Genomic DNA, 26,399 nt, shown 5'->3' on the forward strand with positions numbered 1-26,399 from the left:
CCATGTCGTTCCAGACCTCCACTCCCGCTGCCGCCAGCTTGCCCCGCGCTATCGCCGGCAGCCTGGTACGCTACGGGCTGATCCTGGCGCTGGTCGCCGTCTTCACAGCATTCTCCATCGCAACGCCCACTTTCCTGACGCTTGCGAACCTGCAGAGTGTGTTGGTCAATAACTTCACGCTTCTCGCCATCGTTTCCATCGCCATGACCTTTGCCGTCTCATTGGGCGGGATTGATCTCTCGGTCGGAACGGCGGCCGATTTCGCGAGCTTCGCCTTCGTGTCCCTCGTGCTTGCGGGCCAATCGGTAGTATTCGCTGCGGCCGCCGGATTGGGTGCGGGCGCGCTGGTCGGCGCCTTCAACGCGCTTCTGATCTCGGGCATCGGCGTATCGCCTTTCCTCGCGACGCTCGGCACGCTGTTCATTGGCCGCAGCATCCAGCAGCTTCTGACCAATGGCGGCAATCCGGTCTATCTGCCGCCAACGGGTGTGCCGGAATCGTTCCGCTACCTTGGCCATGGCACCATTGGCGGCTTCCCAGTGCCGCTGGCGGTTTCCATCGTAATCATTGCCACAGCGGCGATCGTTTTTGCCCGTACGCGCTTCGGCCGCGTGGTCCTGTCGATCGGCGTTCAGCCGAGTGTGGTCCGATATTCCGGCGTCGCCTCGCGTACCCATGTCGCAGTGACCTTCATTCTGGTCGGACTGATAGCCGCCGTTGCCGGATTGATCTTGACGGCGACGGTCACTGTCTACATCCCTTCCTCGGGCAATGCGTTTCTCCTGAATGCGATCGGTGCCACCTTCATCGGCACGACGCTCAGCCCGCTGGGGCGGCCGAACGTAGCTGGAACTGTTCTCGGCGTATTGCTGCTTAGCATCATCGCCAACGGGCTGCTGCTGACTGATCTTAACTTCTACTGGCAGCAGGTGGGAACAGGCACAGTGATCTTCGCCGTCTTGGCCCTAAGCTTCACGAGCCAAAAATCCAGCACTACCGGCTGAGAACTGGCGTCCAAATCTCATAGAGATCAGCAGGCAGACAGCATGAGCAAACCGTCCGAATTTCTTTGGTATATCCCGAACGACGTCAAAGCCGGCCATCGCGGCGATTCCAGCGTCGAGAACCATAACAGCCTGGAGACACTGACCGCCCACGCAAAGGCGCTGGAGGAGCACGGCTGGAAGGGCGCGCTCATCGGCACCGGCTGGGGCAGACCCGACACCTTCACGGTCGCAGCCTCGCTTGCCGCGCGCACCACCACCTTCGAGCCACTCATCGCGATCCGCCCCGGCTATTGGCGGCCGGCAAACTTCGCGACCGCTGCCGCCACACTCGACCATCTGTCCGGCGGGCGCGTGCGCGTCAACATCGTGTCGGGCCAGGACGACCTTGCCGCCTATGGCGACAGCGAAGGCGACCAGGCGCATCGTTATGGCCGCACCAAGGAGTTCATGCGGCTGGTTCGCAGACTGTGGACGGAAGAGAATGTTACCTATGCCGGCCAGCACTTCCAGGTCACCGGATCGACGGCGATGCCGCGCATCGAGGTCCGCGGCGACCGGCGGCATCCCAAGCTCTATTTCGGCGGCGCCTCCGAGGCGGCCGAGCGAGTGTCCGCCACCGAGGCCGATGTCCAGCTTTTCTGGGGCGAACCCCTCGACGGCGTCCGGGAGCGGATCGAGCGGCTGAGGGCGCTGAGCAATGAACTGGGTCGCGACCTGCCGCCGCTGGAGTTCGGGTTGCGGATCACCACGCTGGTTCGCGACACCACGGAACAGGCCTGGGCCGATGCCGAGGCGAAGGTCTCCGAGATGGTAAAGAACAAGGGCGCCGGCTGGAACGATCACCGGCAGGCCGTGGCGGTTGGCCAGAAGCGGCTGCTCGATCTGCACGCGCGCGGCAATGTCCTTGACGACAACCTCTATACCGCGCCGGGCAAGTTCGGTGGCGGCGGCGCCGGCACCACCTGGCTGGTCGGATCGGCCGCGGACGTTGCCCGTTCGCTACGCAAGTATCAGGATCTCGGCATCACGCATTTCGTGCTCTCCGACACGCCGTACCTGTCCGAGATCAAGCGCCAGGGCAATCAACTGCTTCCGCTACTGCGCGGCGTCGAAATCAGGCTTCCAGATTAGCAAGCCGTAGGCGAATATCCAAAGTGCATCGCCTTGCGATTCCTGATACAGCCGCCTCGCCAGCGCGTCCAGTTCGTCTTCCGCGCGTCCTGCAGATGGGCCACGTCCCCGTTATCGGCTGCCATCCAAGCACCCGCATCGCGACCGGGGTGATTTCGGCATGCGAAAAAAATGAATGCACGCGAACCGCTTTACGATGGATCATCGAGCAATCCACGTTATAAACTTGGTACGTTCGGGAAGAAGAGCCTACTAGCGGTAACCAATGCAGAGTCCTCCCAGTTCCTCAGCCGAAAACGCCGGCGACTCAAGCGCAGGTGCTAACCACCCCGCAAACTCGGAGGTCGCCGCCAATAAGGCTGAGGCAGAGACATCCCCCTCGGAGCCATCAGAAGGTTCCAGCTCGTCCATCGAAGCTGAGCGCGCGCGACCGCCTGCCGGATCTTTTGGCCGAAGCAGAGAGGCAACCCGAAATCTGTTGCGTGCACTCGGTCACGATTTGCGGACGAGCTCCATTTCGGCGGGGGCCAAGGCCAAGACGGCCGCCCGCTATTTGAAGACGAAACTCAAGGCATCAATCCGACCCGAAACCACATCAACTACACACAGCTTTGGCAAATGGTCCGCAACAGCTTTCGTCAGAGCAGGAGGCGTTATTCGCAGTCTGCTTGCAAAGACGCTGCACTATCGCCGAAACGCTTCGCCTCGCCCCGGCCGTTGGAAAATCACCATAGGACTAGCCTTGCTTGCCTGCCTCATCCTTGCAGGAAGCGTATTGGTGTGGGCACTCAAAGATGTGCCCTGGGGCGAGATCCGGGACGGGACGTTGAAGCCCGTCGTCGTGCTGGAAACCGCTGACGGCGCGCCGTTGGTAAGACAGGGACCTTATCAAGGACCATATGCTCGATACGACCAATTTCCGCCGAGGCTGATCGATGCCGTCCTTTCGATTGAGGATCGGCGGTTCATGGATCATTTCGGCATCGACCTCAAAGGGATCGGAAGGGCGCTCCTGCGGAACGTCCAAGCCGGGTCGGTGGTAGAGGGCGGCAGCACGATCACCCAGCAGCTCATCAAGCTGCAGTATCTCGAGAGCGATCGAACAATAAAACGAAAGATACAGGAGGTCGTCATCGCCCTGTGGCTGGAGTGGAAACTCGGCAAGCAGGAAATCCTGACACGCTATCTCAACAGCGTCTATCTCGGTGCTGGCGCCACCGGCATGCCTGCCGCTGCGCGGATCTACTTCGACAAGGATATCGGTGCACTCAATCTGCCGGAATCGGCGATGCTGGCGGGCTTACTGCGGGCGCCGAGCCAATGGAATCCGATCGACAATTTCGACGGCGCCCGCCAACGCACTTCCGTTGTTCTCGACGCGATGGTGGCCAATGGCAAGATCACCGCGCCGGAGGCTGAAGAAGCCAAAGCAAGCTTCGCCAAGCTGCACCCGACAACGCCGACACCGCGCTCCGGAAGCTGGTTTGCAGACTGGATTTCGCCGCAGGCAAGCGAAATCGCCGGCTCCTCGCCGGGCTCGACGACGGTGCGCACCACCTTGGTACCACAGCTCCAGCAGATCGCCGAAAGGGTGGTCAAAAGAGCACTCGATGGTGAAGGAAAGGCGGTCGGAGCATCGCAGGCCGCATTGGTAGCGATGACGCCGGACGGCGCGGTCATCGCCATGGTCGGCGGGCGTGACTACAAGGCAAGCCAGTTCAACCGTGCCGTCACTGCGATGCGGCAGCCGGGCTCCACCTTCAAGCTGTTCGTCTATTACGCAGCCCTGAAGGCGGGGCTTACCTTATCCGACCGCATTCTCGATGCGCCAATCGACATCAACGGCTGGTCGCCGGAAAATTACGGCGGCAACTATCGCGGCTGGGTCACACTTGCCGAAGCCTTCGCCCGATCGCTGAATGCGGCCAGCGCGGCGCTTGCTCAAGAGGTCGGGATCGACAAAGTGATTGCCGCCGCCCGAGAGCTCGGCATCAAAGCGCCGCTTGCCAATACGCCGTCTCTGGCGCTTGGTACATCCGAAGTCAACTTGCTTGAGCTCACCAGCGCTTACGCGGCCGTCCAACTCGGCAAGGCACCGGTTGAGCCCTGGGGCATCATCAATTTTCAGGCGGCGGGGCAGGCGAATGCGTTTCGAGTTGGCTCGCAAACAAGGCCGAACGTCGATCTTTCGACCTACCAGTCCGATCTCCTCGGGCTTCTGCAGTTGGTGGTCGAGCGCGGCACCGGACGTGGAGCGGATCCCGGCACGTTTGCAGCCGGCAAGACCGGCACCAGCCAGAACAATCGCGATGCCTGGTTCGTCGGCTTCACGGAACCGCTCGTCGCCGGCGTATGGGTTGGCAATGATGACGATACGCCAATGAATGGCGTCACAGGCGGTGCCTTGCCAGCGCATATTTGGCGGGACTTTATGCGGGAGGCGATGGCCGAACCCGCGCCGAATGGAGCTCGGTCGCCAGAAGCAGTGATCGATGGCCAAGGCGCACCGCAGTCCTGCAACGTCACCGCCTGCTCACGCAGCTACCGCTCCTTCCGACCGTCCGACTGTACCTACCAGCCCTATGCCGGTGGGCGTCGACTATGCGAAAAATGATCGCTTCAGCTCATGTCGCTTGGCATTTAAGGGGGGTTCCTCAATTTGTGTGGTGATGAGTATTGTTGAGGCAACATGCATGCTCGGAGGAGCTCCGCGCCTGCTCTGCGAACAGCACTCTGAATCGCGACGGGGCGCCGGCGTTTCGAAACCGCAGTCGCGTCATCGAATGTCGCTGCAGACGACAATTCCGCGCCGCTTGAAGCCAGCTCGATTTATGATCTGACGGGCGAGCTGCGGGAAAGACAGTTCGCATCGTCAAATACGCTGGTCGCGACAAATCCCGCTCCGACTTCGAGCAGGAAGGCAAGAAGGGATACGCCGCTCTCGATGGGATTCGAACTGCCCGACCCTGTTGTTACAAAAGCCATCCGCCTGAAATCCCTCAGTAACGGACACCGGCTTCGCCTGCATGGAATGACCGACTTGGGCTGGAAGCGGAAGGTCCGCTTTCGGGTTGTCGGGCTGCAAGCCGACCTTCGAGTCTAGAAAAGCGTGGACTGCTCTGTGCGCCAAAAGCGGAACTCCGATCCTGCTCCGGACCCGAATTAGGAGTTCCCGCGTGAAACGGTCCTCGAAGCGACGTTATCCGAGTTATCCAATAGTCGGAGCATCATCATGGACGCTCAAGCCCTAAAACCGGCTGCCACGTTCGCAAAGCATGCCGGGACACCGAGTACCGCTCGGGCTCGCGGCACCTGCTTGACGACGCTGTTCATTTGATTTCCTCGATCTCGCCTGGCCGCCACGTCTTGTCGAAGTAGGGCTCCAACGGCCCGTAGAGCCGCAGGATGATGTTCCACCCTTTGCCCTGCCACGTCTGCACCCAATTGCTCTCTTTGCCGGCCGGCGGCTTGGGGGCGAAGTACACGTCTACCGGCCGTCCGGGTTGGCCGCGACGCCTTTCTGGCTGCTGATGCTCGGGAACTGCTGGTCGGTTTGAAGCATCGAACGGGTCTGATTGTCATACAGCACGAGCGACCAGAAGTCCTTCACCGGGATGTTCGGCGGCAGGTGCAGCCGGTAACTCTTCCCGCCGTCGAATGGCTGCCCCTTCGAATCAATGAAGGCGACGAGATACTGGGAGCCGACGCCGACGATCTTGGCCGCCATCGCCGGCGTGATCCCGGTAGCGTAGAAGAAGAAGAAGAAGAAGAACGTGCGGGCATCGAGCAGTCGTACGCCATCGCGTTCGAAGAGATAACTGCCGCCCACGAAGGGTGTGCACCAAGCGCTGTTTGGATAGAGATAGGACTCTTTCAAACGCGTCCGGTAGGCAAGTGCGCGAGCGGTGGCATGGCCGACAGCGGCCGCTTCCGTAAGGATCTTCTTCATGCGCGCATCGGGCGCGAACGGCTTTCCCTTCTCGATGCCGATGGAGGCCAGCAGGCCTAGCGTCTCCGGATCCATCGCCTCGTTCGGTTCTTTCTGCACGACGTCGTTGACTTCCTCGAAGAAGGAAAAGTCCATCGAGTGGATCATATTGAACGCCTTGCCCGAAACGTTGATGAGTTTGGTTTCCGGTGGGCGTGTTGCCTGCGACAGCGGATAGATGCGCACCTTCCGAAGGTTCTCGGCTGCCGGCTTCGGATCACCGTTCACCAGAAAGGCGCGAGTCGCCAGCAAATTGCCAAAGGTGTGCGACTTGAAGACGTAATAGCCCTTGGGCGGCGTACCCTTGTAGTCCGGCGGCAGGAACAGGAACTTGCCGCCCTTGCCTTTGTCCGGCCCGGCGTTGCCCAGGTCGGCGACATAGTGAAACCAGAAGTCGTCCACGAGGCCGAGGGTGTTGGGGGGACTTTCGACGACGACCGGACCGTTTTTTAGATCGAGCCAGGCTACTCCGTACACGGTCTCGGTGTTCCCCGTCAGGATGAGCAACCTGGAGTCCGCCAACGACTCCCACAACAAAACGGTCTGATTGGCAGGCCCAAATGTGAGCAGCGCTCTGTGCTGGGCTGCCAGCGAGGCGGCGGGCATCGTGTTGAGGACGGCCTGCACGCCGCGCTGGAAATCGAGATTGTCGTATACCTTCTGGACGGTCGTGTCGTCGGGGAAGCCGTCGGTGAACTTGAGCGTTCCCAGACGCGTCTCGTGGCTGTCGGGGATGGTAATGGCCGGAGGAATCTCGGTGGCCATCCTGGGCGAGCCGCCGGTCTGCGCCGTTGCGGTACTTGCTGTCAGAATTAGTACAAGAATCGATTTCATTTGACCTCCTCGACGTCGGCCATCACCCACGTCTTGTCGAAGAGCGGTTTCAGCGGGCCGTAGAATCGGGCGGCGAGCCAGAAGTCCTTGCCGGCGGTCGGAACCCAGTTGTTCTCGAAGCCCGCAGGCGGCTTCGCCCCGATGTACACGTCGACAGAGCCATCCTTGTTCACCGCCAGCTTTGCCTTGTCGTAGGACGACACGCCGACGCGGTTTTGCGGGTTATGAATGAAGGCGTTGGTGCCGACCTCGTACGCGATGATCGACCAGAAGTCGCGCGCGGGCGTATCCGCCGGCATGCGGACGCGATACAGCCGATCGCCGCGGTAGAGCTGCTCGGACTTGTCGCGAAAGCTGAACAGATAGGCGGAGGCGGGCAGCTTTTCCGGATCGCCGGTCCGCTTCGGCGCCCATGTCGCCCAGTAGAAGTTGCCGGCCCGCGCATCGTAATCGAGCTTGCCGTTCCCGTAGTACGTGTAGCCGAAGGTGCCTTCGAGTCTGAGGCCGAGCCAACCCGGCGAGAACGGAACGAGTGCACGGTTCAGGAAATAGTCGTTCATCTGCGCGGCGCCCTCGCGCACGGCTTGCTTGAGAAGCTGCGCCTGTTCCCCCTGCGGGTTGAACGGCTTGCCCTTTTCGATGCCGATAGTCGCGAGCATTGCCAGCATGACGGCATCCTTGTCCTGCGGCGGATCCGCATCAATCGTTTCCGCGAGCAGCCGGAGATAGGTCAGGTCGTAGGCCGGCAGCGTTTTCCACGCCTTCGGGTAAGCGTCGATGTAGCGGTTCGCGTGCGGCTTCGCAGCCTCGGCCAGCGGGTAGGTCTTCAGCCGCTGGCTGTAGGCCACCGCGTCCTGGAGAGTCCCGTTGTTTGTCGCGATGGGTCGTCACGCAAAATGGACGAATACCGTTGGCGAGCGTACGACGAAGTAGCCGCTCGGTTGCTTCCCTTTGAAGCCGGGCGGCAAGAAGAGGTACTTGCCGCCTTTCCCCGCATCGTCGCCGGTCGGGCCGATATCCACGAGCGGCACCTCCCACGAATCGATGCCGCTGCCGAAGAACGCGACCTTGCCAGTCGCCGGCGGAACGTCCAGCACCATGGGTCCCCGCCGCAGATCGAAGAACGTCAAGACGTAGGGTGTCTGATTGTTGGCCGTCAGGAACTCATGCCGTGGTTCCATGACGTTGGAGAAATAGATGACGTCCCCAAAATCCGCGTCCAGATCGCGCTTCAACGACGCGCGGATCGCCGCCATGCTCACGGCGGGCATCCCCCAGATCACCGCCTCTACCGTGCGTCGCTCGATGGTGCGGCGGGCGAGCGCCTCCGGTGAGAGACCCTGCGCGGCGGCTGAGACCGCTCCGCAAATCAAGACGAGTAATGCGAGGGCTCTTCTGCTCATGGCCGCCTTCCTGTGAACTTTGTGGCCTGTCCTAAGGTGCCGCGTAACGAACCAAGCTAGTCGGTGTTGAGCGGACGGCGCGTAAGCGCCGCCGGCGAGCGGTTGAGCAAGCGGTTAGGCCGCTTACGAGGCCAAACGCAAATAACTGTCGCTTAGCAGGCCGACGCTTTGCCCGATGTCTCGGTACTCGCGCAACTAGACCCGCATCTCGTTCGCCATCTCCGTTTGCGTTGCGCCAACGCTCCGACGCATCGCCTTCAACTCGGACATTCCCAAAAACCGCCTACAACCGACCAAGGCGCGGTCATTCTAAGGATCGTGCGGAAGTACGTTACAGTATACAGCCAATTGCCGTAAGCACGAACGGCTGGGCGACCAACGTCAAGGTGTATAAAGCCATACGCAACGGACCGTCGCCCGGGGGCCCTTCCAATTTCCGCAACAGGCACAGCCGAGACCGCCCCGCGTGGGCAGCAAAGATAGTCTGCTTTCGGGATGCGGCGAAGCTGATCGCTACGCCCGACATCGAGGTGCAAAGCTGTCGTTGAACTTTAAAGTCTTGAGCTCCCCGCATTCGCCATCTGGCGCAGTTGATGGGATTAGAACCTTCTGCACCGCCTGCGAGTGTAAATAAGCATCAAGTAATGACCCCAGACGCTGCAGCGAAAACAGTTGCTTGTTGTGCCTACCGGCATCGTGACCCCATGCCGATTCACACGTTGAAGATGAAACACGCCCAGGGCCATGGATCGAGATGAAGCACTGGGGTTCTGTCGCAAACCGGGCACCAAGCGCAAACAACGGTTCCGGATCTTCGTTCGAAGACTGTTAATTTGTGAAAACAACTGTGCAAAGCAACAAATTTTACAGGATTTCTTAAGCCGGTTTTTTCGGGCTCCTGTTTAGCTGATGCAGCATTAGAGAACGGGTATAATTCCGATATGATTCGACAACAGCGACATCCCTCCGCCACCATTTCCAAAGCCCTGTGGAGGGCCACGCTCGGCGCACTATGCGCCGTCATCGGTTCCGTTGGTCTTTTACTTTTATTAAACCTATTGATGCCGGATCGACCATTTTTGGTCGGATTTGTCGGTGCAGCATTGATTTCCGCATTTGTGGCCTTTCCGCTGCTTTTTGCCTTGCAGCTCAACAACGGCGTCATCCGCAAGATGCGGGAAAACGTCACCCAGGCGGCGCGCTACGATAGCGTGACGAAGACGCTGAACGGCACCGCTTTTGCCGCGGCCGTCGAGCACTTTGTCGACCGGCGCAAGCATGCCGGCACCGATGCAGGCGGCATCGTCATCGCCGTCATCATCGATACGCTCGACGACATCGGCCGCCGCTGGGGGCCGCAATGGGCCGACACCGTGATGCAATCGCTTGCCTCGATCATCCAGTCCTCGGTTCGTCGTGGCGATCTCGTGGCGCGGCTTGCGACCAACGAACTCGGCATCTTCCTGCCTGGCGCCACGATCGAGGACGCCCGCGACATCGGCACCCGCATCCGCACGCGCGTCTCCGCGGCCACCTTCAGCGCCGACGACGCGCCGCTTTCCGTCGCCATCCGCCTCGGCGGCATCTCCTTCGACGGCCCAGCCGACTTCAACCAACTCCGCCAGCTCGCCGACCAAATGGCCTTCGAGCGCGGCGACGAGAGCGACGACATCCCGATCAGCGTGCTGCCGGCAGCATGACGCTGGCGACCCCACCGCCGCGGCGGCGGCGGCATGGGCCCAAACGGCGAGACCTGTCTTTGATGCGGCGTCAGAGCCAGCCGGGATTTCGGTTGGCCTTCTGGATCCGCCGAGGCTGATCAGGCCTCGAGGGACGAGTGTCGGTATCGGTCTCGTTAAACAGCGCCATTGCCGAGGAAATTTCACCGCTCGGAATCGAAATCCGCGCCGGGCTTCATACAGGCGAATGTGAAATGATGGGCGAAGATGTCGGCGGTATTGCCGTCCAAATGGGATTCTTCATCAATAAGTCGGGAAGCACGACGCTGCGGCAATCGGCACTTGCATCGACGGCAGCAAAGGAATCGCGATCGTATAGATGTAGGATGCCGTAACATTCTGCCCACATGTATCTTGAGTCACTGAAAACACGCTGGGATCTATATTAAGACCATATGCCTGGCCGGCGGCGTAAGCCTGGGTTGAGCCTTCATCCGGACAGGTGGTGTGCATCAGACTCGCGCACCGGGCGCTGAGATCGACGGCATGTTGCAATCCCAATTGGGTCCACAGAAAAAGCCCGAATTGTCCTATAGAAAATACAAGAATGATAAAGACGGGAGCAGTCAGGGCAAACTCGACTGCGCTCGTTCCCTCGGCCTCTCTCGCAAGACGGCGAATCATTGAAGCCTCGCTGTTGCCGTTGACTGCAGTGCAAATGATGCGGGGATGAAGGGAAGCGCAACATACGGCACGTAGGTGGCAGCGGCCGAGGCGGACACATAGGTGCCCGCTCGCGATCCGTCCGAACAGACATCGGAGCACACCGTGATGGAGATGCCTTGACTGCTGGGGCAACCGCAAAATTTCGAGGGTACGGGCGCCGCCGAGATAACGGCCGAGCCGGTATTTCTTGTAATGACATTCGACATGGCGGAACTATCGAAGCCGCGAGCCAAAGCATACTGCAGGCCTCGCTGAGCAGCATCTCCACCTGCGTCTGCTGAAGCAGTGCGCACGAATAGTCGACAAGTCCGAATGTCATCACGATCAAAACCGGTAGTATGATCGCCAAGTCGACGGCGACCGTGCCGTGCTGCTCATTGAGCAGATCCCGACAGAGCCTTTTTAGAACCCACGCCGGTATTGCCCGGGTGAGCGAACCCAGCCCCCGTTCGGCGATGAGCATACCGGAGCGCGATACTTCAGTTGGTATTGCTGTTTTTGCAGCCATGACGCATCACTCGACCAATTTGCCCGCAGCGCCGCCGATGGCGCGGGTCGGATAAGCACTGCAATCGATGGATAGGTTGGAATTACCGGTGAAGGTGACCGTATCTGCGATAATCTTGATGCAGGCATTTGTTGCGGAGTTACCCCCTGAGTAGCTAACGGCCGCCCTTGGCAGATAGATCGATCCGGCCAAACTCTGGGTAGCACCGCCGTTAAAGCTGAAGACCGTGCCCACGGGCATATTACGGTCGCCGAAAATGACAATACCGGCCGTGTCTCCCGTCAGCGGTGGCGTGAGATCAAGGATCGCCCCACCATTGATCGACGCAGTGCCGTAGTTGCTTCCCGTGCTGGAGGTGAAGACGATCGTGACACCGTGGCCGATCAAAGTCGCGCCGCCATTGACCTTCAGATTGGCCCGATCGAGGATGTAGATCCCCGGGTCAAGGGTGAGAACGGCGCCAGCGTTTACGGTAATATCGCCACAATAGACACCGGGATCGAGTGTGGTCTTCCCCTTGATATTTTCCTTGGCATTGGTCGTGCAACCCGAGTAGGTCGGCATTTGAACGTCGGCATAGGGATCCGTGAGAGGCCAAATTCCGGTCGCCGTTCCCTCGCTCGCTTTAATGCCGCTAAGGCCGTTAATGCCACCGGCAGCTCCGACCGATAACGCTTGTATCAGCGCGGAACCGCCGACACTAACCGACGTGGGACTTGTCGAATTCGAAACCAAGCTGCAATTATTCAGTGTCACCGTGGTTGAACCCTGAGCCGATGCGGCAGCACTTGCGGTCTGATCGAGCGCCAGCACGCAGGCGCTGGCCGCATTCGCAATGGCCACGGATCTAGTTGTAACGACAAACGCCTGCTGCCAAAGCGCGGAGAACAGCACGTCCATTGGTTGCTGCGCGACGACTTCGATCGCCGAATTATTTCCAACATAAGATCCCTGCGTCGGAGGGCGATGGATCGATATCACCACGTTATTCTGGCCATTAACCAGCCCATAGCTCGCCGCTATCGCATTGACCTGGGACTCAACCGGCCCCTCGCCGCTGGTGGTATAGGCAGCCGCACCGCTTACAGCGGCGGCGTCGGTTGCCGACTGCATCTTCTGTTGCTTGTAGGTCCACAGCCCATAGTCCGTGCCGAGCCCTATCAAACCGATCAGAACCGGGAGCGACACAGCAAAGACGATCAGGTAAGCACCGGACGAATCGTGAATGAAGTCCACGATTGTCTTCCGGTGGCGCGAGCCAACAGGAAGTCGAAGCATTGTCCCTCCCCTCAAATTATACGGAAAATCCGATGGAGGACTGTGCGACTCAATTCTTTATTTTTCTCTTTTTTAAGAAGTTCGAATTGAACGGAAAACAGTAAAATTAAAGGGGTTGAAGAGAAGCTGAGTTTTCAGATTATCACTTGGTTCAATCAGCCACTGCGCGAAGAAGTGGGGCGCGTGCTGATGACCGTCTCTCCACCCGAACACGAGCATTCTTTTGAGGAGCCTGCGAAGCTCGCTGTACATGGCTTTCCCGATTCAAACGGGCTTGCCGACTTGTGGAGCCGCTACGATACCGATCAGATCTCTACTCTGACAACAAGCGCGTAGGCGCGATTGGCGACGTACCTTTCCCGCAAAGGTTAGCATCGTTCTCTCGTCGGCGTGGAACGATCGATGAGCTCTGAGCGTTGCCACCGCTTGGTTCATTGAAACCGTTCTCCTCTTTGCGTGTTACAGCAACTGGCAGCTAAGGCGTTTCCAACGTTACCATGGAGGTCTCGTATGATTACGCGGCGAGTGCTTTTGGCGATGGTTGCGACCGTTCCGGTCCTAAAATCCGAGCTTGCCTTTGGAGGCAAAACTGGTCGCGAGACCATCGTCCAACTGCAATACCCACCGCCCCTGGTCACCATCCCAGAGCGGCGGATGCGACGCTCCGCTCCGACACCCATGGAGATTGAACAAACTCGTGACGCCCTTGCCTTAACGCCGACCGGACCGCGTCCGATCGACATCGCGCAGAGTTTTATCGACCGCTACTACGAGCGCAAACCTTCAGTCATCTCGCAACGACCGCCGCCGGCAGCACTGAACCCTCTCATTGCCGAATTTCTCGCGGTTACAGCGCGGCATCCGCTGAACGATCCGGTTCCATGGTGCGCTGCCTTCATCAATTTCTGCATCCGCCGTAATGGCGGGGTAGGCAGTTCAAGCGCATGGTCGCAGTCGTTCCTGCCACCGGCGTTCGACGCTGTCGAGTCACCTCAGGAAGGCGACCTGGCAGTCTTCACCTGCGTTAGCTCATTTACAGGGAAAGATATCGGACTAGGCCATGTAGCTTTCTTCAGACGTTTCGAAGACGAGCAGCACCTTGTCGTCGTTGGCGGCAATCAGGCAACACAAGACCATTCCAGCATCATTTCACAGAGAATTTTGCCAATCGGCAACAAGCCCGTGCGAAGGCACACAAGCACCGGCAAAGTAATATCGGCGATGATGCACCTCAACCAGTTTGTGCGTCCGGCATAATTCCCGACATTCACCATGGCGACACGCACGCGACCGCCGCTAGATCTGTCTCACGGAATGCGGGTCAAAGCAGGGGCGCAGACGGATTCCACCTTGTTCGAATTGTACGCTTCTGGTTCCGGACACCACGCTTTTCGATTACAGAATAGCGACCCCCCTTTAACAGTCGTGCCCGAAATGGAACCGAGCTCTGAACCCGGTTATCAAAAGAGATTTGCTCGCGGCCAGTATACGGCGCGAAGCGGCCCGACGGACCGCTAGTCCGGCGAGGACGGTCCCCATGACCCACCGTTGTATTTTGATCCAACCAGAATGGCGTGCGAGAGAATGGAAACCGATCCTGCACCGGTGCCGATCGAATGAACCCGAGGCCCTCCGGCGCCCGTCATAAATCTGTCATAAACCGGAATTTGGCCCTATCTCCTCAAGCAGATAATGTTTACGACACACGACTGTCACGGATGACGGCCGTCTGACATCGTCTTTTACGCAGACCAAAAATCGCGAGGTGCTTATGCTGGGTTGGTTTCGAAGGTTGATGCCACGCGAAGACCGGTTTTTCGACCTCTTCGAACAACATTCCAAGACGATCGTCGGAGCCGCCCAAGCCCTGGACAGGTTGCTCTCAGGAAAAGAGATCGAGCATCAATGCGAAACGATCATTCGATTGGAGGTTGAAGCGGACAATATCACGCGCGAGGTCATGCAGGCCGTGCGGCGAAGCTTCATCACCCCTTTCGATCGCGGAGACATCAAGGACCTCATCCAATCCATGGATGATGCGATCGACATGATGCACAAGACGGTGAAGACTATCCGTCTCTTTGAGCAGAGTAGCTTTGATCCCGGCATGCAGGAGATGGGCAAGACGGTCGTCGAAGCCGCCAATCTTATTGGTGAGGCAATCCCATTGCTTGATCGCATGAACGCCAACGCACCGCGACTTTCGGCGATCGTCGAGCAGGTGACCCGTGTTGAGGGCCGATCCGACGAGCTTCACGATCGGGGGCTCAAAGATCTGTTTCGACGGCACGGCGCTAATAATCCGATGGCGTATATGATCGGCAGTCAGATCTACGGCGAGCTGGAAAAGGTGGTCGACCGTTTCGAGGATGTCGCCAACGAGATCAGCGGCATCTTGATCGAGAATGTCTGATGGACGCCACCCTCGCCTTTCCGCTTCTAGTCGGCCTGATCGCAGTCGCCTTGCTGTTCGATTTTCTCAACGGCCTGCATGATGCGGCCAATTCGATTGCGACAATAGTATCGACGCGGGTTCTGAGGCCGCAATACGCAGTCTTCTGGGCAGCCTTCTTCAATTTCATTGCCTTCCTGTTTTTTGGCCTCCACGTGGCCGAAACGCTCGGCACCGGCATCATCGACCCGACGATCGTTACACCGCAGGTGATTTTCGCAGCTTTGATTGGCGCCATCGTTTGGAACGTCGTCACTTGGATATTTGGCATCCCCTCCAGTTCCTCGCATGCTCTGGTCGGCGGCTTGGTCGGAGCGGGTCTCGCCAAAACCGGACTAAGTTCGATTGTCTGGAACGGCCTGCTAAAGACCGCGTCGGCGATCGTCATGTCACCGATGATCGGCTTCCTTTTGGCGCTACTTCTCATCCTGACGGTGACATGGATATTCATCCGCCAGACGCCGTTCGCGGTCGATCGATCGTTTCGCTTCCTGCAATTCGCGTCGGCGTCCTTGTATTCGCTCGGCCACGGCGGCAACGACGCGCAGAAGACCATGGGTATCATCGCCGTGCTTCTCTATTCGCAGGGATACCTCGGCGGCAGCTTTCATGTGCCGCTCTGGGTCGTGCTTTCATGCCAAGCGGCAATGGCTCTCGGCACGCTGTTTGGCGGCTGGCGCATCGTTCACACGATGGGCTCGAAGATCACCAAGCTGAACCCGATGCAGGGTTTCTGTGCCGAAACGGGCGGCGCTTTGACCCTCTTCGGCGCCACGTGGCTCGGCATACCGGTTTCGACCACCCACACCATAACCGGCGCGATCATCGGCGTGGGCGCCGCAAAGCGTGTCTCAGCGGTCCGGTGGGGCCTCGCAGGCAACATCGTGGTCGCATGGGTCATCACGCTGCCGGCGGCGGCGGTGATTTCGGCACTTTCATTTTGGCTGGTGACGGTATTGAACCAAGTCTTTTTTCTGTGATGCCGTTCGGGCGCGGTCCGGCAATGTCTCGCTGCCGGCAGCCCAATTTGCGAGGATGAACGGGGCACGTCCTGAGATATCCCCGACACCCACGGTTCCAACGCGCATCACAGACACTTCAGGCATGGTTTCCTTCCTCCCCGCCAATGGCGCGGAATTGCAAAGATCGATCTTCGAAACACGAAGGCTGTTGAACCGCAGCGGTGAACACCCTTTCGTCGTTGAAGCTCATTGCTCTGACATACGGCGGCCATCTTCATCGAAGCGATGGAGATGTTGCAGGTCAGGGCTCATCCGCAGGATTTCACCTGCCTTAAAGTCGCGATGACCGGCGAAGCGGGCTATAAGTTCGCCAACCTCTGACTGGATGTAAGCGATCGTCTCGTTGCCGAGATGTTCGGCGATACGCACGGTTCCTGTCCACCGACCGTCATTGTCTAACGCGAGATGCTCGGGCCGTATGCCGAGCGTGGTGGCGCCTTCTTTGCGAGCTGCATCACCGGAGACCAGATTCATCTTGGGGGACCCGATAAATGTGGCAACGAACAAGGTTTGGGGCTTGTTATAAAGCTCGAGCGGAGAGCCGATCTGCTCAATGCGGCCCGCATTCATGACAACGATTTGATCAGCCAATGTCATAGCCTCGACTTGATCATGCGTCACATAAACCATGGTTGCCTTCAGCCGCTGATGGAGGTCCGCCAGTTCAACACGCATTTGCGTGCGCAAAGCAGCGTCCAGATTCGAGAGAGGTTCGTCGAATAAGAACACCTCAGGATTGCGCACGATCGATCGCCCGATCGCCACTCGTTGCCGCTGGCCGCCGGAGAGAGCCGCAGGTCTGCGTTTCAATAGCGGCTTGAGATGCAACACGTCCGCAGCAGCGGCCACCCTCGACTCACGCTCCTTTGCCGGCATCTTCGCGAGCCGCAGGCCAAAATCGATGTTCTGTTCGACTGTCATATGCGGAAAAAGCGCATAGGATTGAAAGACCATCGAGATTCCGCGTTTGGATGGCTCCTCACGCGTTACGTCCCTTCCGCCAATGGTGATTGAGCCCTTTGTCGGCTCCTCCAGACCGGCGATCATTCGCAACAACGTGGATTTGCCGCAACCGGACGGGCCGACAAGGACAGTGAACGACCCATCGGGAATCGCGAGTGTGAGGTCCGGAATGGTCTCGACAGCTCCAAAGGTTTTGTTGATGTGCGCAAGTTCTACATTGGCCATTGAATCCTCCCTGAGATTTTGAGCACCCGCTCAACCTTTGACCGCACCACCTGTGAGGCCAGCGACAATGTATTTCTGAGCAGCGACTGAATTAGCCCCCGAAAGGCCCGGACATGCTCCACCACTTAGCTAAGTGGGTAGGAGTAATGTTGGTAATATGACTAGCAGCAATTTTAAGATGGAAGTCCTCTCCGGGCCGGAACGTCGGCGGCGTTGGAGCACGGCAGAGAAGCTCGCGATCATCCACGAAACCTATGAGGCGGACGCGACGGTGAGCATCGTCGCGCGTCGACACGGTATCCAGCCGAACCAGTTGTTTGCGTGGCGCAAGCTGGCGTCCCAAGGGGCACTGACGGCGACGGCCGCCGAGGAGGAGGTCGTTCCGGCTTCCGAATACCGGGCGCTTCAGGCCCAGGTGAAGGAGTTGCAACGCCTGTTGGGCAAGAAGACGATGGAGAGCGAAATCCTGAAGGAAGCCCTCGAAATCGCCGGTGGCCCAAAAAAACATCTGTTGCGCTCGCTCTCTCTTCCGAGGGGGATTTTGGAATGAAGACCGTCTGCGAAACTTTGGGTGTCGCCCGCTCGAATATCGCCGCGCGCGCCGCAGGCTCCCCTTCCAAAGCCAGAGGACGCCCGCCACTACCTGATCGTGAGCTGCTGGAGGACATCAAGGCCGTCATCGCCGATACGCCTACCTACGGCTATCGGCGTGTCCATGCCATCCTGCGTCGGAATGCCCGGAAACTGGGGCGTTCGTGGCCCAATGCCAAGCGTGTCTACCGGGTGATGAAGCTGCACAATCTGCTGCTGGTGCGTCATACCGGAGCGGTCAATGATCGCCTTCACGACGGCCGGGTCGCCGTCGAGCGTTCAAACATCAGATGGTGCTCCGACGGCTTCGAGATCGGCTGCGACAACAAGGAGAAGGTGCGCGTCGCCTTCGCCCTCGACTGCTGCGACCGCGAGGCAATCGCCCATGTCGCCACCACCGAGGGCATCAAGAGCGAAGACGTGCAGGACCTCGTGATCACCGCTGTCGAGAACCGCTTCGGCCGCATCAACATGCTATCCGAGCCCATCGAATGGCTCACCGACAACGGCTCCTGCTTCATCGCCAGGGACACGGCATCCTTGCTCCGCGACATCGGCATGGAACCTTGCACGACACCGGTGCGAAGCCCGCAATCGAACGGCATGGCCGAGGCGTTCGTCAAAACCTTCAAGCGCGACTACGTCTCGGTGAATCCAACCCCCGACGCTGAAACCGTCATCGCTCAACTGCCGTTCTGGTTCGAGCATTACAACAATCTTCACCCGCACAGTGCTTTAGGATATCAATCGCCGCGCGAGTTCATCAGCTCGCAATCTCAAACCTGAGCATGTCCGGTCTTTTGGGGGCAACTCCAATTTCTGAGCAGCGACGAAAAACACGATCGCCGGCAGAATGGTGAGTGAGATAAAGGCGAGCGTACGGTTCCATTCCGCAAGATATTCGCCCCGGAATTGCATCATGCCGAGCGGCCATGTGAAGAGATCACGAGAGTTTACGACGACGAGCGGCAACAGAAAGTTGTTCCAGCTACTCACGAAAACGAAAACGCCGACCGTTGCCAGAATGGGCGTCGAGAGCGGAAGCGTGAATTGCCAGAAGAAGCGAACGTAGCCACATCCTTCGACATAGGCCGCCTCGAACAGTTCTTTCGGCAGTTGCTCGAAGAACGTTTTGAACAGCATGATTGAAAGCGAAAGGCCGAATGCGGTTTGAGGCAGGATCACCGCCCAATAGCTGTCCAGAAGTCCGAGATCCCGAACCTTGATGAACAGCGGCAGGATGGCGGTCGCAAACGGAAAGACGAGCCCGGCCAGGAGATAGGACTGCATCATTCGCGCGCCGAGAAAGCGGATTTGAGCAAAGACATAGGCTGCTGCCGCCGCCACGATGATCGTCAGGAAAACCGTGGCCAATGAAATGAACAGCGAATTCCCGAGATACCGCCAGAATGAGGGATCGCCAACCATGGCAGAATAATACTCGAGGTTCCATCGCTGCGGCAGGCCGAAGGGATTTGAGCGGAGCTCTCCGTTCGTCTTGAACCCGCCAAATACGGCGACCGTAAGAGGGCTGAGAACAAAGCCGGTGAACAACAGCAGGACGACGATTTTGCCCAAGGCAGGAAGTAAGCGGAAGAGATTCATATCCGGCCGCCTTTGCTGATGAGACGTTGATAGATTGCCGAGACTGCAACTGCGGCGACGAAGAGCATCACACCAACGGCGCTGCCGAAACCGATCCGGGTGCGGGTGAGGCCGAAGGTATAGAGATAGGTGACGATGGTGTGGGTCGTGTTGGATGGACCGCCGTTGGTGAGTGGGATGACGACGTCGAACAGCTGTAGCGAACCAACAATCGAAAAGAAGACCGATACGCCGATTGCTGACGCAATCATGGGAATCTGCACGTGCCGAACGACAGCCCAGCGTCCCGCGCCTTCGAGACGCGCCGCTTCAAGCAGCTCCTTAGGTACGGCCTGGAGAGCTGCGATATAGATCATCATATGGAAGCCGAAGTACTTCCAAACGATCACTAGGAGAGTGGCGGCAAAAGCCCAATGACGATCGGCGAGGATGAAAAACGGCGGCCATCCCAATGCGTTAAAAATGAATGCAGCGACGCCGGTATTGCCGTCGAAAACAAAGCTCCAAATTAACCCGGATGCAATCTCTGCCAGAATGAATGGCAAGAAGAAAATGAGGCGGAAGAGGGTATTGGATGTCGTTTTCTCATAGATCAGCAATGCCAGTCCGAGCGCGATCGGGAGCTGGATGACGACGGATACGCCCAATACCGACAGCGAATTGCGCACAGCTTGCCAGAACACGTCATGGCCGAGCGCCTGCCGGAAATTCTCAAATCCTACGAATTCCGTCGGGTTGCCAAACCCATTCCATTTGAACAGGCTGTAATAAGCAGCATCGGCAAGCGGCAATGCCACGAAGAGTGTGAACAGAATCAACGCCGGTGGCAACATCAGAAGGACCGCACGCGTCTGACTGCTGATATGCCTTCCGACTTTTCTATCCACTCCCATTCCGTTGAGTGCTAGCCCAGTCATTTTATCCTCCCTTTTTCGTCGCCGAACCGGGCGCCCATTGGCGCCCGGCAATAACGGCGTTAGCGCATCGACCAGGCGTCCTGCATGGCTTTTGCTGCATCCTGGGGTGTGGTCACGCCTTGCGCGAGATCGGCAGAGATATCGAGTGCCGTGGCTCCGACATCGGAGCCAAATGCCTGGTCTAGAAAGAGCTGGTGGAACTTCGACTTCGAAACGTCTTCCGACATCATGCGGAAGTAGGGATTGGTTATGCCTTCCTCGGATCCCTTGGCGACGGGGATATAATGACCTTGAGCACCGGCAACCTTCTGATTTTCGACCTCGGTCATGTATTTCACGAATTCAATGGCCTCTGGTTGAGCGCCGGCGACAACGGCGTAACCGTTGATGCCCCCGAACGTGTCGCTCGGATCCCCCGCACCGCCAACAACGGCTGGAAAGCGAATGGCGGCAAGCTTTTCATCCAGAATCCCCTTGCCGCTTACCGAATTCTGCTTCTGGGTCCCATAATCCCAATCACCCATCAGATGAAACAGAGCCTTGCCGTCACCGAATTGACCGGTCGCCTGCTCAAACGTGGTGTCCATAAAACCCGGCTCGAAGGGTTGCAGGTCAATGAGCTTCTTGAAATCTTCGCCGGCCTTGACGAACGGGGCTGCGGCAAAGCCATCACCTTTGCCGGCCATCGCCGCGGCCATACCAGCCTTTCCGGCCTCGCGCACCCACAAGTAGCCGTAGTAAAACATCAGCGGCCACTTGTCTTTTCCTCCGACTACGATCGGGGTGATGCCGGCCGCCTTAGCCTTCTTCAGGGCTCCGAGAAAATCATCCCAGGTTTTGATGGCATTGAGATCGACGCCTGCCTTTTGCGCAAGATCGCGATTGCACCAGAATACGACCTCGGCGACATTGACCGGCAAGCCGTACAGCTTGCCATCGACGGTAAATGCATCAAAGCCAGCACTTGGAATCCTGGCTTTCACATCGTCGGAGATCGAGCCGGAGATATCCTGCAGCACGCCTGATTCCGCCTGCTGCTTCAAGACGCCCCCCGCGAAGCTGAAAATGAGGTCCGGCTTCTGCTCCGACTGGAGAAGTGTTGTCAGCTTCTGCTTGTAGGCTTCGTTGGCGATATATTCGAAAGATATTTGAACGCCAGGGTGCGACTTTTCGAAATTTGTTGCCATCTGCTGATGGTATGCTTTTTCCGCGTTGGGGACTTCCGACCGCAGGATATGGACGGTTACGTCAGCAAGGGCTGTGGACGCAAAGAGAGCGGCAAAAGCGGACGCAGCCGCCATCATACGCAGGGTGGGAATTGGTTTCATTTCGGTTCCTCCTCAAGACCAGCGAGCAGTGCCCGCGTTGTGATTCAAAGTGCCAGTGTGTTGATGGAAAGCGGAGCAAGGTTCAAAGATACGGTTTCACGGCCGCCCCTCACCGTGATCGACCTTGGTGCTTCGGACGCATTCTGAATGACGTAGACCTCGCGACCGTCGATATTTTGGAAGGCCAGCGCATTGCCAGCGAGTGGTCCGGCAGTTTTCAAAACGGCTGCGCCCGGTTTCACAAAACGGCTAAAATGCTTCATCACGTAAAATTCAGGATTGTAGATCGCCGAGCCTGTTTCGGGATCAACCGTGATCATCGAGTTCTGCTGCCAGCCCCACGTGCTGGTACCGCGGGGTTCCAGCACCATGTTCCAGTAGACGTAGGCTTCGGCTCCGTTCGAAAGGTAATGTTGGATGAGATCGAACACATAATGGGCATATTCCCAGCTGTTCGAGCCGTCACCGCATTCATTTTCCGTCTGGATGATCGGCAGATCTGGAAATGCCTGGCGTGTACGCTGCACCGCCCATTTGCCGGCCCACTGAAAACCAATGCCGCTTATAAAGGCGGCAGCTGCCGGATCGGAAAAGATCGTGCCTGCCCAGCCGTTGAAATCACCGCGTTCGATTGTGCCCGCCCAGATATCCGTCTTCAGGCCAGCGGCTTTGAAGGTGGGGCCAAGATCATCGCGAATGAAGTCGCGCATCTTTGCACCCGTCCAGACGCACGATGGGAACTTTTGATCCGAGTTGGGCTCGTTCTGCACGTGAATGGCCTGTATCGCGATACCTGCCTGCTCATAAGCTTGGATGAAGCGGGCCAGATACTCGGCATAAGCCTTGCGATATCGCGGTTCCCAGATGAGCGTCCCGTAGTTATAAGCCTTCGGAAACTTCATCCAGGTCGGCGGGCTCCACGGCGAGGCAAAAAGGCTAAAGTCCTTTCCCCGTACCGCGCGTGCCGCTTCGATATAGGGGATCAGGTTCTTGTGATCGCGCGCAATGGAGAATGTCTCCATCGCAAAATCGCCGTCACTCTCATTGTGGCTGTACCAACTTTCAGCATAGTCGCTCGCTCCTATTGGGAGGCGGCAATAGTTGAAGGCGCAGCCATTCTCGGAAAAAAGCGCTTCAAGCACCTCGCGGCGCTCTGATTGCCCGAGCAGTTGCAGCGCTTTCCAGCCGAGTTCGTTGAAGCAACCGCCAAATCCCCGAAACTCGTCCAGGACAACATCGTCGTACCACAATGACAATGATGAGCCGGTTGCATCCGAGCTAACATCATTGGATTTCCACGCTTGTTCCGGTGAGGAGGAGATCCATTCGATGGTCATTCATGGTCCTTTCCATGCGCAGCTCTTCACGGCGCGCGAGTCCGCGCACCTTGCTGCTGGCGCAAATGGTTGAATATGTTTCAAAGTTTGCGGCACAGGCCGCGCAGAACAACGATGTCCGGAGCTCCTCCCGGACGGCAATCCGCTGTGATAAGCAAAGCGGCAATTGATCCTGAGCGTCTTTCTAATGCAGGATGCGGATCAGCGCAAGACTTTTTTCATTGTGTTAAAGAAGTATCGATGGAGCAACGCATGGCGCTCAAAGGCGACCAAAGCACGACACGAGCATTAAACAGGCGCCTTGTCCTCAATCTGCTGCGACGAGAAGGCGGGCTGAGCCGTGGAGAGATTGCCAGCCGCACGGGGCTCAGCAATGCCGCTATTACCGGCGTTGTGACAGAGTTGATGAACGAGGGCTTTGTCAAGGAAGGCGAAAGCGGACAAAGCAGTGGTGGCAGAAAACCTACGCCGCTCGATATCGATTACTCTGCGCGCCTTTCAATTGGATTGAAATTGATGGAGGACCGGCTTGAGGCTGTTCTCACCGATCTAGCAACTGAGCAGATCGCAAACCATGTCGTCGCGCTGCCCCGCCTGGTTCCCGATCGAGTGACCGAGGCCGCTCAACAGGCGGTGGAACATTTGCTGACCAAGGCACGACAACCTCGCGAGAAACTGATCGGCGTAGGATTGGCGATGCCAGGCCTCATCGATATCGAACGAGGGGTATGCCTGATTTCGCATCGCTTCGGTTGGAAGGATGTTCCGATAGCTGCCCTCCTTGCAGAACGGCTGAACGTCCCGGTCTGGGTGGATAACGATGTAAACGCGTTTGCAATCGCCCAGCAGTTATTCGGCCATGCTCGCCGTCGCAATTCGGCACTTGTGCTAATCATTGGCACCGGTGTCGGCGCTGCCCTGATCTTTAATGGGCAGATCCATCGAGGTGCTCGATATGCTGCCGGTGAAGTCGGCTTTGCTGTAGATTCGACGGCACTGGGAGCTCCGCGTGAACACAGGCTGAGCTGGGGAAGCCGCTTCTCCGAGCCGGCCATGACCAAGGCGTGGTCGGAAATTCAAGCCACGCAGCCCCACCACCCGCCGCTTGAGCTGCAGCAGGCGGCCTCCAGCGGCGATCTTCGCGCGATTGCCTATCTTGGCCAAACGGGTCATGAGATCGGCGTGAGGTTGGTGACGATGATCGATCTTGTTGACCCTGACGTCGTCATTGTCGGTGGGGAAGCAATTCGCTTTGGATGCGGTTTGGTCGAGCCGCTGATAGCTGCGGTTAACGAATATTGTTTCGAAACACCTCCCCCAGTCGAGGTGGATTGGGAGAATAACGTGTGGTCGCGTGGTGCATCCGCGCTTGCTATCCAGAAGTTCTTCGATTTTGAAAGTGCGGCTGGCTTCGAAGCCAAGTTGCTGTCGGAATAGGCTAAATCGCATTTCGGTCTATGCCGTTGCCGGCGACACATTCGCCTACATTCTGGAACGGTGGCGCGAAAGCACTTGAAAGATCGACTTCTTTTATTTAATGAAATATCGAATGCCGAAGGGAAGTCATGGCGAATTACACCTTCGGTAACGACGCGAGGAGGCACCATGATTAAGCTCAGACAACTCGCCCATGTTTGCATTTTCACCCGGGATCTCGATAAGACCCGGGCGTTTTATCGGGACGTACTTGGCGCGGACACTCAGTTCAGTTTTCTCCGCGACGGCAAAATCTTCGGTTTCTACGTCAACTGCAATGGACGGACCGCAATCGAAGTTTTCGAAAAGAGCGAGACCAGCTACAGCGAACATAACCAGATCAACCACTTCTGCCTTGAGGTGGAAGACATGGACGATGCCATCGAACATATCCGATCCAAAGGGGTCGAGATTACCAACAAGAGGCTTGCGTGCGATGACACGTATCAAGCTTGGTTGCGCGATCCCAACGACGTCCGAATTGAGCTGTTCGAATACACGGATAGAAGTGCCCAGTTTATCGGTGGTGACCGCGTTGCCGATTGGTAATCGCATGTGGTGTTAAGCGGCATGGCATCGTCGCCTGCTCCGGCGTGCAGGCCCATTTCGACCTGATGATCTCTGGCATGGTTGCCGACGCGATCAAAGCGTTTGCCCGACACCATTTTGAAAACAGCGATGACTTCCAGGGTGGAACGCCCTTCGAGCATGAAGAGCTGCAGTGGCGAAGGTAAAAGGAAGTCACACCACGCTATTACCAATTCATCTGCTTGAGACAAAAGTGCGGCGCAGCGCAAACGGCGTGTTCTCAAGCAAGCGCTCGGCGCCCAGCCATGCTGCGAACTTAACAGCGAACTGCCAAGCAACAGCTTGGATATTATCCAAAATGTTGGATCATCAGTTCTGTAAGCGCCCGGATTTTGCGCGCAGGGTGTTGTCCAGGCGGCCGGACCACATATATGCCAGCCTCCGGGCAACGATAACGGGTCATCACTTGCGTTAGGGCACCGGACGCCAAATAGGTTTCCACAAGGAAATCCGGAAGCGCAGCAATTCCAAGTCCCGCCACTGCCGCGGCCGCCAGCGCGATTCCATTGTCTGCCTTGAACCGGCCTTGCGGGTGAATAGTGATCGTCTTATCTCCATCGATCAGCTGCCGAGCTTCCGTTCCCTGCATAAGAAATTGGTGGGTCAGGAGTTCTTCGGATGTCTCGGGGGCTCCATGTTCTTTGATGTAGGCTGGGCTCGCGACCAGCATGCCATGGATCGGGCCAATCCGCCGAGCGACAAGGTTCGAGTCGGGAAGGTACCCGACGCGCACTGCACAATCAAAGCCTTCGGCAATGATATCAACGAAGCGATCAGTGTAAGCCGTGTGCACGCAGAGTAGTGGGTGACGCCTAGCGAATTCGGCGAGCACCGGTGCCAAATGCGTCGTCCCGAATGACAAAGGGGCTGTAATCCGTAGGAGCCCGCGCAACTCGCCATCAGGCAAGATGGTTTCCCGAGCAACATCCATCTCGGCGCAAACTCGGGCCGCATGGTCTCGGAATGTGACTCCGGCTTCGGTCAGGGACGCGCCCCGTGTCGTTCGCGCTAGAAGCTGGACGCCCAGCTCTGCTTCCAATCGAAACAACCGCCTACTGACGATGGACTTTGAAACACCTAGCCGCCGAGCAGCCGGCGAAACGCCGCCAGCGTTGGCCACTTCGACAAATGTCTGCAGATCTTCAAAATCCAACACAGGCGTTCCAGTTTTCGAGACATGGTATGCGCGTAGTGAGACTAGCACGCCATCTTTAGGAACGATAGGTAAGGTTTGGGGAGTAGCGGGCCTCTGATCCTCCGGACATTTATCGCGGCACAAGCATCTAGACGCGGCAGCGCTGATTCCCGCTGACCTGGAAATTCACCAAGATCCCAAAGTGT

Annotated in this window: 21 protein-coding genes and 2 pseudogenes; 11 read left to right on the top strand and 12 right to left on the bottom strand. The window is 58.0% G+C overall.

All coding sequences use genetic code 11. The annotated features are described in order from the left end of the window. The first annotated feature begins 2 nt into the window (after positions 1–2). The 3 genes from QA648_RS30430 to QA648_RS30445 all read left to right on the top strand — a co-directional run bounded on the left by QA648_RS30430 (position 3) and on the right by QA648_RS30445 (position 4,752). Positions 3–1,004, top strand: coding sequence for an ABC transporter permease (locus tag QA648_RS30430; protein WP_283052659.1), 1,002 nt, complete (start codon positions 3–5; stop codon positions 1,002–1,004). A 42-nt stretch (positions 1,005–1,046) separates the two neighbouring features. Beyond that, positions 1,047–2,138 (top strand): LLM class flavin-dependent oxidoreductase, encoded by a 1,092-nt coding sequence (locus QA648_RS30435; RefSeq protein ID WP_283052660.1) that lies wholly within the window; start codon positions 1,047–1,049, stop codon positions 2,136–2,138. A gap of 265 nt (positions 2,139–2,403) precedes the next feature. Next, positions 2,404–4,752 (top strand): PBP1A family penicillin-binding protein, encoded by a 2,349-nt coding sequence (locus QA648_RS30445; RefSeq protein ID WP_283052661.1) that lies wholly within the window; start codon positions 2,404–2,406, stop codon positions 4,750–4,752. A gap of 715 nt (positions 4,753–5,467) precedes the next feature. Here QA648_RS30445 and QA648_RS37075 read toward each other — a convergent pair. The 4 genes and pseudogenes from QA648_RS37075 to QA648_RS30460 all read right to left on the bottom strand — a co-directional run. Next, positions 5,468–5,632: pseudogene (locus tag QA648_RS37075) on the bottom strand (DUF1214 domain-containing protein); the annotation flags it as partial. Next, positions 5,626–6,960, bottom strand: coding sequence for a DUF1254 domain-containing protein (locus tag QA648_RS30450; RefSeq protein ID WP_349254309.1), 1,335 nt, complete (start codon positions 6,958–6,960; stop codon positions 5,626–5,628). The gene QA648_RS30450 and the pseudogene QA648_RS37075, both read right to left, overlap by 7 nt. Next, a complete protein-coding gene (locus tag QA648_RS30455) occupies positions 6,957–7,808 on the bottom strand; it encodes a DUF1214 domain-containing protein (protein WP_283052662.1) in 852 nt (283 codons plus the stop codon). Before QA648_RS30455 ends, QA648_RS30450 begins: the two co-directional genes overlap by 4 nt. Before the next feature lie 39 nt (positions 7,809–7,847). Then, entirely contained in the window at positions 7,848–8,363 is a 516-nt protein-coding gene (locus QA648_RS30460) for a DUF1254 domain-containing protein (RefSeq protein ID WP_283052663.1), read from the bottom strand. 1,079 nt (positions 8,364–9,442) lie between these two features. Here QA648_RS30460 and QA648_RS30465 point away from each other — a divergent pair. Together QA648_RS30465 and QA648_RS30470 are read left to right on the top strand one after the other, a co-directional pair. Beyond that, entirely contained in the window at positions 9,443–10,063 is a 621-nt protein-coding gene (locus QA648_RS30465) for a diguanylate cyclase (RefSeq protein WP_245464130.1), read from the top strand. Between the two features lie 164 nt (positions 10,064–10,227). Beyond that, positions 10,228–10,338: pseudogene (locus tag QA648_RS30470) on the top strand (adenylate/guanylate cyclase domain-containing protein); the annotation flags it as partial. A gap of 7 nt (positions 10,339–10,345) precedes the next feature. Here QA648_RS30470 and QA648_RS30475 read toward each other — a convergent pair. Continuing rightward, positions 10,346–10,726: a TadE family protein gene (locus tag QA648_RS30475; protein ID WP_283052664.1), complete on the bottom strand. Its 381-nt coding sequence runs from the start codon at positions 10,724–10,726 to the stop codon at positions 10,346–10,348. Between the two features lie 556 nt (positions 10,727–11,282). Then, positions 11,283–12,512 carry a pilus assembly protein TadG-related protein gene (locus QA648_RS30480; RefSeq protein WP_283052665.1) on the bottom strand — a complete coding sequence of 410 codons (1,230 nt, stop codon included), beginning with the start codon at positions 12,510–12,512 and terminating at the stop codon, positions 11,283–11,285. Positions 12,513–13,064: 552 nt separating this feature from the next. On the opposite strand from QA648_RS30480, the gene QA648_RS30490 reads away from it, so the two are divergent. The 3 genes from QA648_RS30490 to QA648_RS30500 all read left to right on the top strand — a co-directional run bounded on the left by QA648_RS30490 (position 13,065) and on the right by QA648_RS30500 (position 15,986). Beyond that, the gene (locus QA648_RS30490; RefSeq protein WP_283052667.1) at positions 13,065–13,811 is read left to right on the top strand and encodes a CHAP domain-containing protein; all 747 of its coding nucleotides are present in this window, start codon (positions 13,065–13,067) and stop codon (positions 13,809–13,811) included. 514 nt (positions 13,812–14,325) lie between these two features. Continuing rightward, complete coding sequence (locus QA648_RS30495) at positions 14,326–14,967, top strand: DUF47 domain-containing protein (protein WP_283052668.1); 642 nt, start codon at positions 14,326–14,328, stop codon at positions 14,965–14,967. Then, positions 14,967–15,986, top strand: a complete 1,020-nt coding sequence (locus QA648_RS30500; RefSeq protein WP_283052670.1) for an inorganic phosphate transporter — start codon at positions 14,967–14,969, stop codon at positions 15,984–15,986. The genes QA648_RS30495 and QA648_RS30500 overlap by 1 nt, the downstream gene beginning before the upstream one ends. Before the next feature lie 228 nt (positions 15,987–16,214). Here the strand turns inward: QA648_RS30500 and QA648_RS30505 are convergent, their stop codons facing one another. After that, positions 16,215–17,216 carry an ABC transporter ATP-binding protein gene (locus QA648_RS30505; RefSeq protein WP_283052671.1) on the bottom strand — a complete coding sequence of 334 codons (1,002 nt, stop codon included), beginning with the start codon at positions 17,214–17,216 and terminating at the stop codon, positions 16,215–16,217. Between the two features lie 157 nt (positions 17,217–17,373). On the opposite strand from QA648_RS30505, the gene QA648_RS30510 reads away from it, so the two are divergent. After that, a protein-coding gene (locus tag QA648_RS30510; protein ID WP_283047253.1) for an IS3 family transposase occupies positions 17,374–18,593 on the top strand; the annotation gives its coding sequence in 2 pieces (ribosomal slippage) (positions 17,374–17,710 and positions 17,710–18,593; 1,221 coding nt in all). Here the strand turns inward: QA648_RS30510 and QA648_RS30515 are convergent. From QA648_RS30515 to QA648_RS30530, 4 genes are read right to left on the bottom strand one after another with little or no spacing between them, the layout of a single operon-like run. Next, on the bottom strand, positions 18,543–19,412 hold the full coding sequence (locus tag QA648_RS30515; protein ID WP_283052672.1) for a carbohydrate ABC transporter permease: 870 nt from the start codon (positions 19,410–19,412) through the stop codon (positions 18,543–18,545). The genes QA648_RS30510 and QA648_RS30515 overlap by 51 nt on opposite strands. Further along, the gene (locus QA648_RS30520; RefSeq protein ID WP_283052674.1) at positions 19,409–20,380 is read right to left on the bottom strand and encodes a sugar ABC transporter permease; all 972 of its coding nucleotides are present in this window, start codon (positions 20,378–20,380) and stop codon (positions 19,409–19,411) included. The genes QA648_RS30515 and QA648_RS30520 overlap by 4 nt, the downstream gene beginning before the upstream one ends. An 8-nt stretch (positions 20,381–20,388) precedes the next feature. Then, entirely contained in the window at positions 20,389–21,657 is a 1,269-nt protein-coding gene (locus QA648_RS30525) for an extracellular solute-binding protein (protein ID WP_104827697.1), read from the bottom strand. Positions 21,658–21,701: 44 nt separating this feature from the next. Then, the gene (locus QA648_RS30530; protein WP_283052676.1) at positions 21,702–22,994 is read right to left on the bottom strand and encodes a glycoside hydrolase family 30 beta sandwich domain-containing protein; all 1,293 of its coding nucleotides are present in this window, start codon (positions 22,992–22,994) and stop codon (positions 21,702–21,704) included. Positions 22,995–23,246: 252 nt separating this feature from the next. Between QA648_RS30530 and QA648_RS30535 the strand changes: the two genes are divergently transcribed. Both QA648_RS30535 and QA648_RS30540 read left to right on the top strand, forming a co-directional pair. After that, a complete protein-coding gene (locus tag QA648_RS30535) occupies positions 23,247–24,431 on the top strand; it encodes an ROK family transcriptional regulator (RefSeq protein WP_158704613.1) in 1,185 nt (394 codons plus the stop codon). A 168-nt stretch (positions 24,432–24,599) separates the two neighbouring features. Next, a complete protein-coding gene (locus QA648_RS30540; RefSeq protein ID WP_283052678.1) occupies positions 24,600–25,019 on the top strand; it encodes a VOC family protein in 420 nt (139 codons plus the stop codon). Positions 25,020–25,347: 328 nt separating this feature from the next. Here the strand turns inward: QA648_RS30540 and QA648_RS30545 are convergent, their stop codons facing one another. Next, positions 25,348–26,211, bottom strand: coding sequence for a LysR family transcriptional regulator (locus QA648_RS30545; protein ID WP_104827702.1), 864 nt, complete (start codon positions 26,209–26,211; stop codon positions 25,348–25,350). Between the last annotated feature and the right edge of the window lie 188 nt (positions 26,212–26,399).

It is taken from the genome of Rhizobium sp. CB3171, from assembly GCF_029714265.1.
Lineage (GTDB): Bacteria > Pseudomonadota > Alphaproteobacteria > Rhizobiales > Rhizobiaceae > Rhizobium.

What these genes read in the sequence shown, in the direction of transcription:
- QA648_RS30430 (WP_283052659.1), top strand. Translation starts at nt 3, where the DNA reads ATGTCGTTCCAGACCTCCACTCCCGCTGCCGCCAGCTTGCCCCGCGCT.
- QA648_RS30435 (WP_283052660.1), top strand. Translation starts at nt 1,047, where the DNA reads ATGAGCAAACCGTCCGAATTTCTTTGGTATATCCCGAACGACGTCAAA.
- QA648_RS30445 (WP_283052661.1), top strand. Translation starts at nt 2,404, where the DNA reads ATGCAGAGTCCTCCCAGTTCCTCAGCCGAAAACGCCGGCGACTCAAGC.
- QA648_RS30450 (WP_349254309.1), bottom strand. Translation starts at nt 6,960, where the DNA reads ATGAAATCGATTCTTGTACTAATTCTGACAGCAAGTACCGCAACGGCG.
- QA648_RS30460 (WP_283052663.1), bottom strand. Translation starts at nt 8,363, where the DNA reads ATGAGCAGAAGAGCCCTCGCATTACTCGTCTTGATTTGCGGAGCGGTC.
- QA648_RS30475 (WP_283052664.1), bottom strand. Translation starts at nt 10,726, where the DNA reads ATGATTCGCCGTCTTGCGAGAGAGGCCGAGGGAACGAGCGCAGTCGAG.
- QA648_RS30490 (WP_283052667.1), top strand. Translation starts at nt 13,065, where the DNA reads ATGATTACGCGGCGAGTGCTTTTGGCGATGGTTGCGACCGTTCCGGTC.
- QA648_RS30495 (WP_283052668.1), top strand. Translation starts at nt 14,326, where the DNA reads ATGCTGGGTTGGTTTCGAAGGTTGATGCCACGCGAAGACCGGTTTTTC.
- QA648_RS30500 (WP_283052670.1), top strand. Translation starts at nt 14,967, where the DNA reads ATGGACGCCACCCTCGCCTTTCCGCTTCTAGTCGGCCTGATCGCAGTC.
- QA648_RS30505 (WP_283052671.1), bottom strand. Translation starts at nt 17,216, where the DNA reads ATGGCCAATGTAGAACTTGCGCACATCAACAAAACCTTTGGAGCTGTC.
- QA648_RS30515 (WP_283052672.1), bottom strand. Translation starts at nt 19,412, where the DNA reads ATGAATCTCTTCCGCTTACTTCCTGCCTTGGGCAAAATCGTCGTCCTG.
- QA648_RS30525 (WP_104827697.1), bottom strand. Translation starts at nt 21,657, where the DNA reads ATGAAACCAATTCCCACCCTGCGTATGATGGCGGCTGCGTCCGCTTTT.
- QA648_RS30530 (WP_283052676.1), bottom strand. Translation starts at nt 22,994, where the DNA reads ATGACCATCGAATGGATCTCCTCCTCACCGGAACAAGCGTGGAAATCC.
- QA648_RS30535 (WP_158704613.1), top strand. Translation starts at nt 23,247, where the DNA reads ATGGCGCTCAAAGGCGACCAAAGCACGACACGAGCATTAAACAGGCGC.
- QA648_RS30540 (WP_283052678.1), top strand. Translation starts at nt 24,600, where the DNA reads ATGATTAAGCTCAGACAACTCGCCCATGTTTGCATTTTCACCCGGGAT.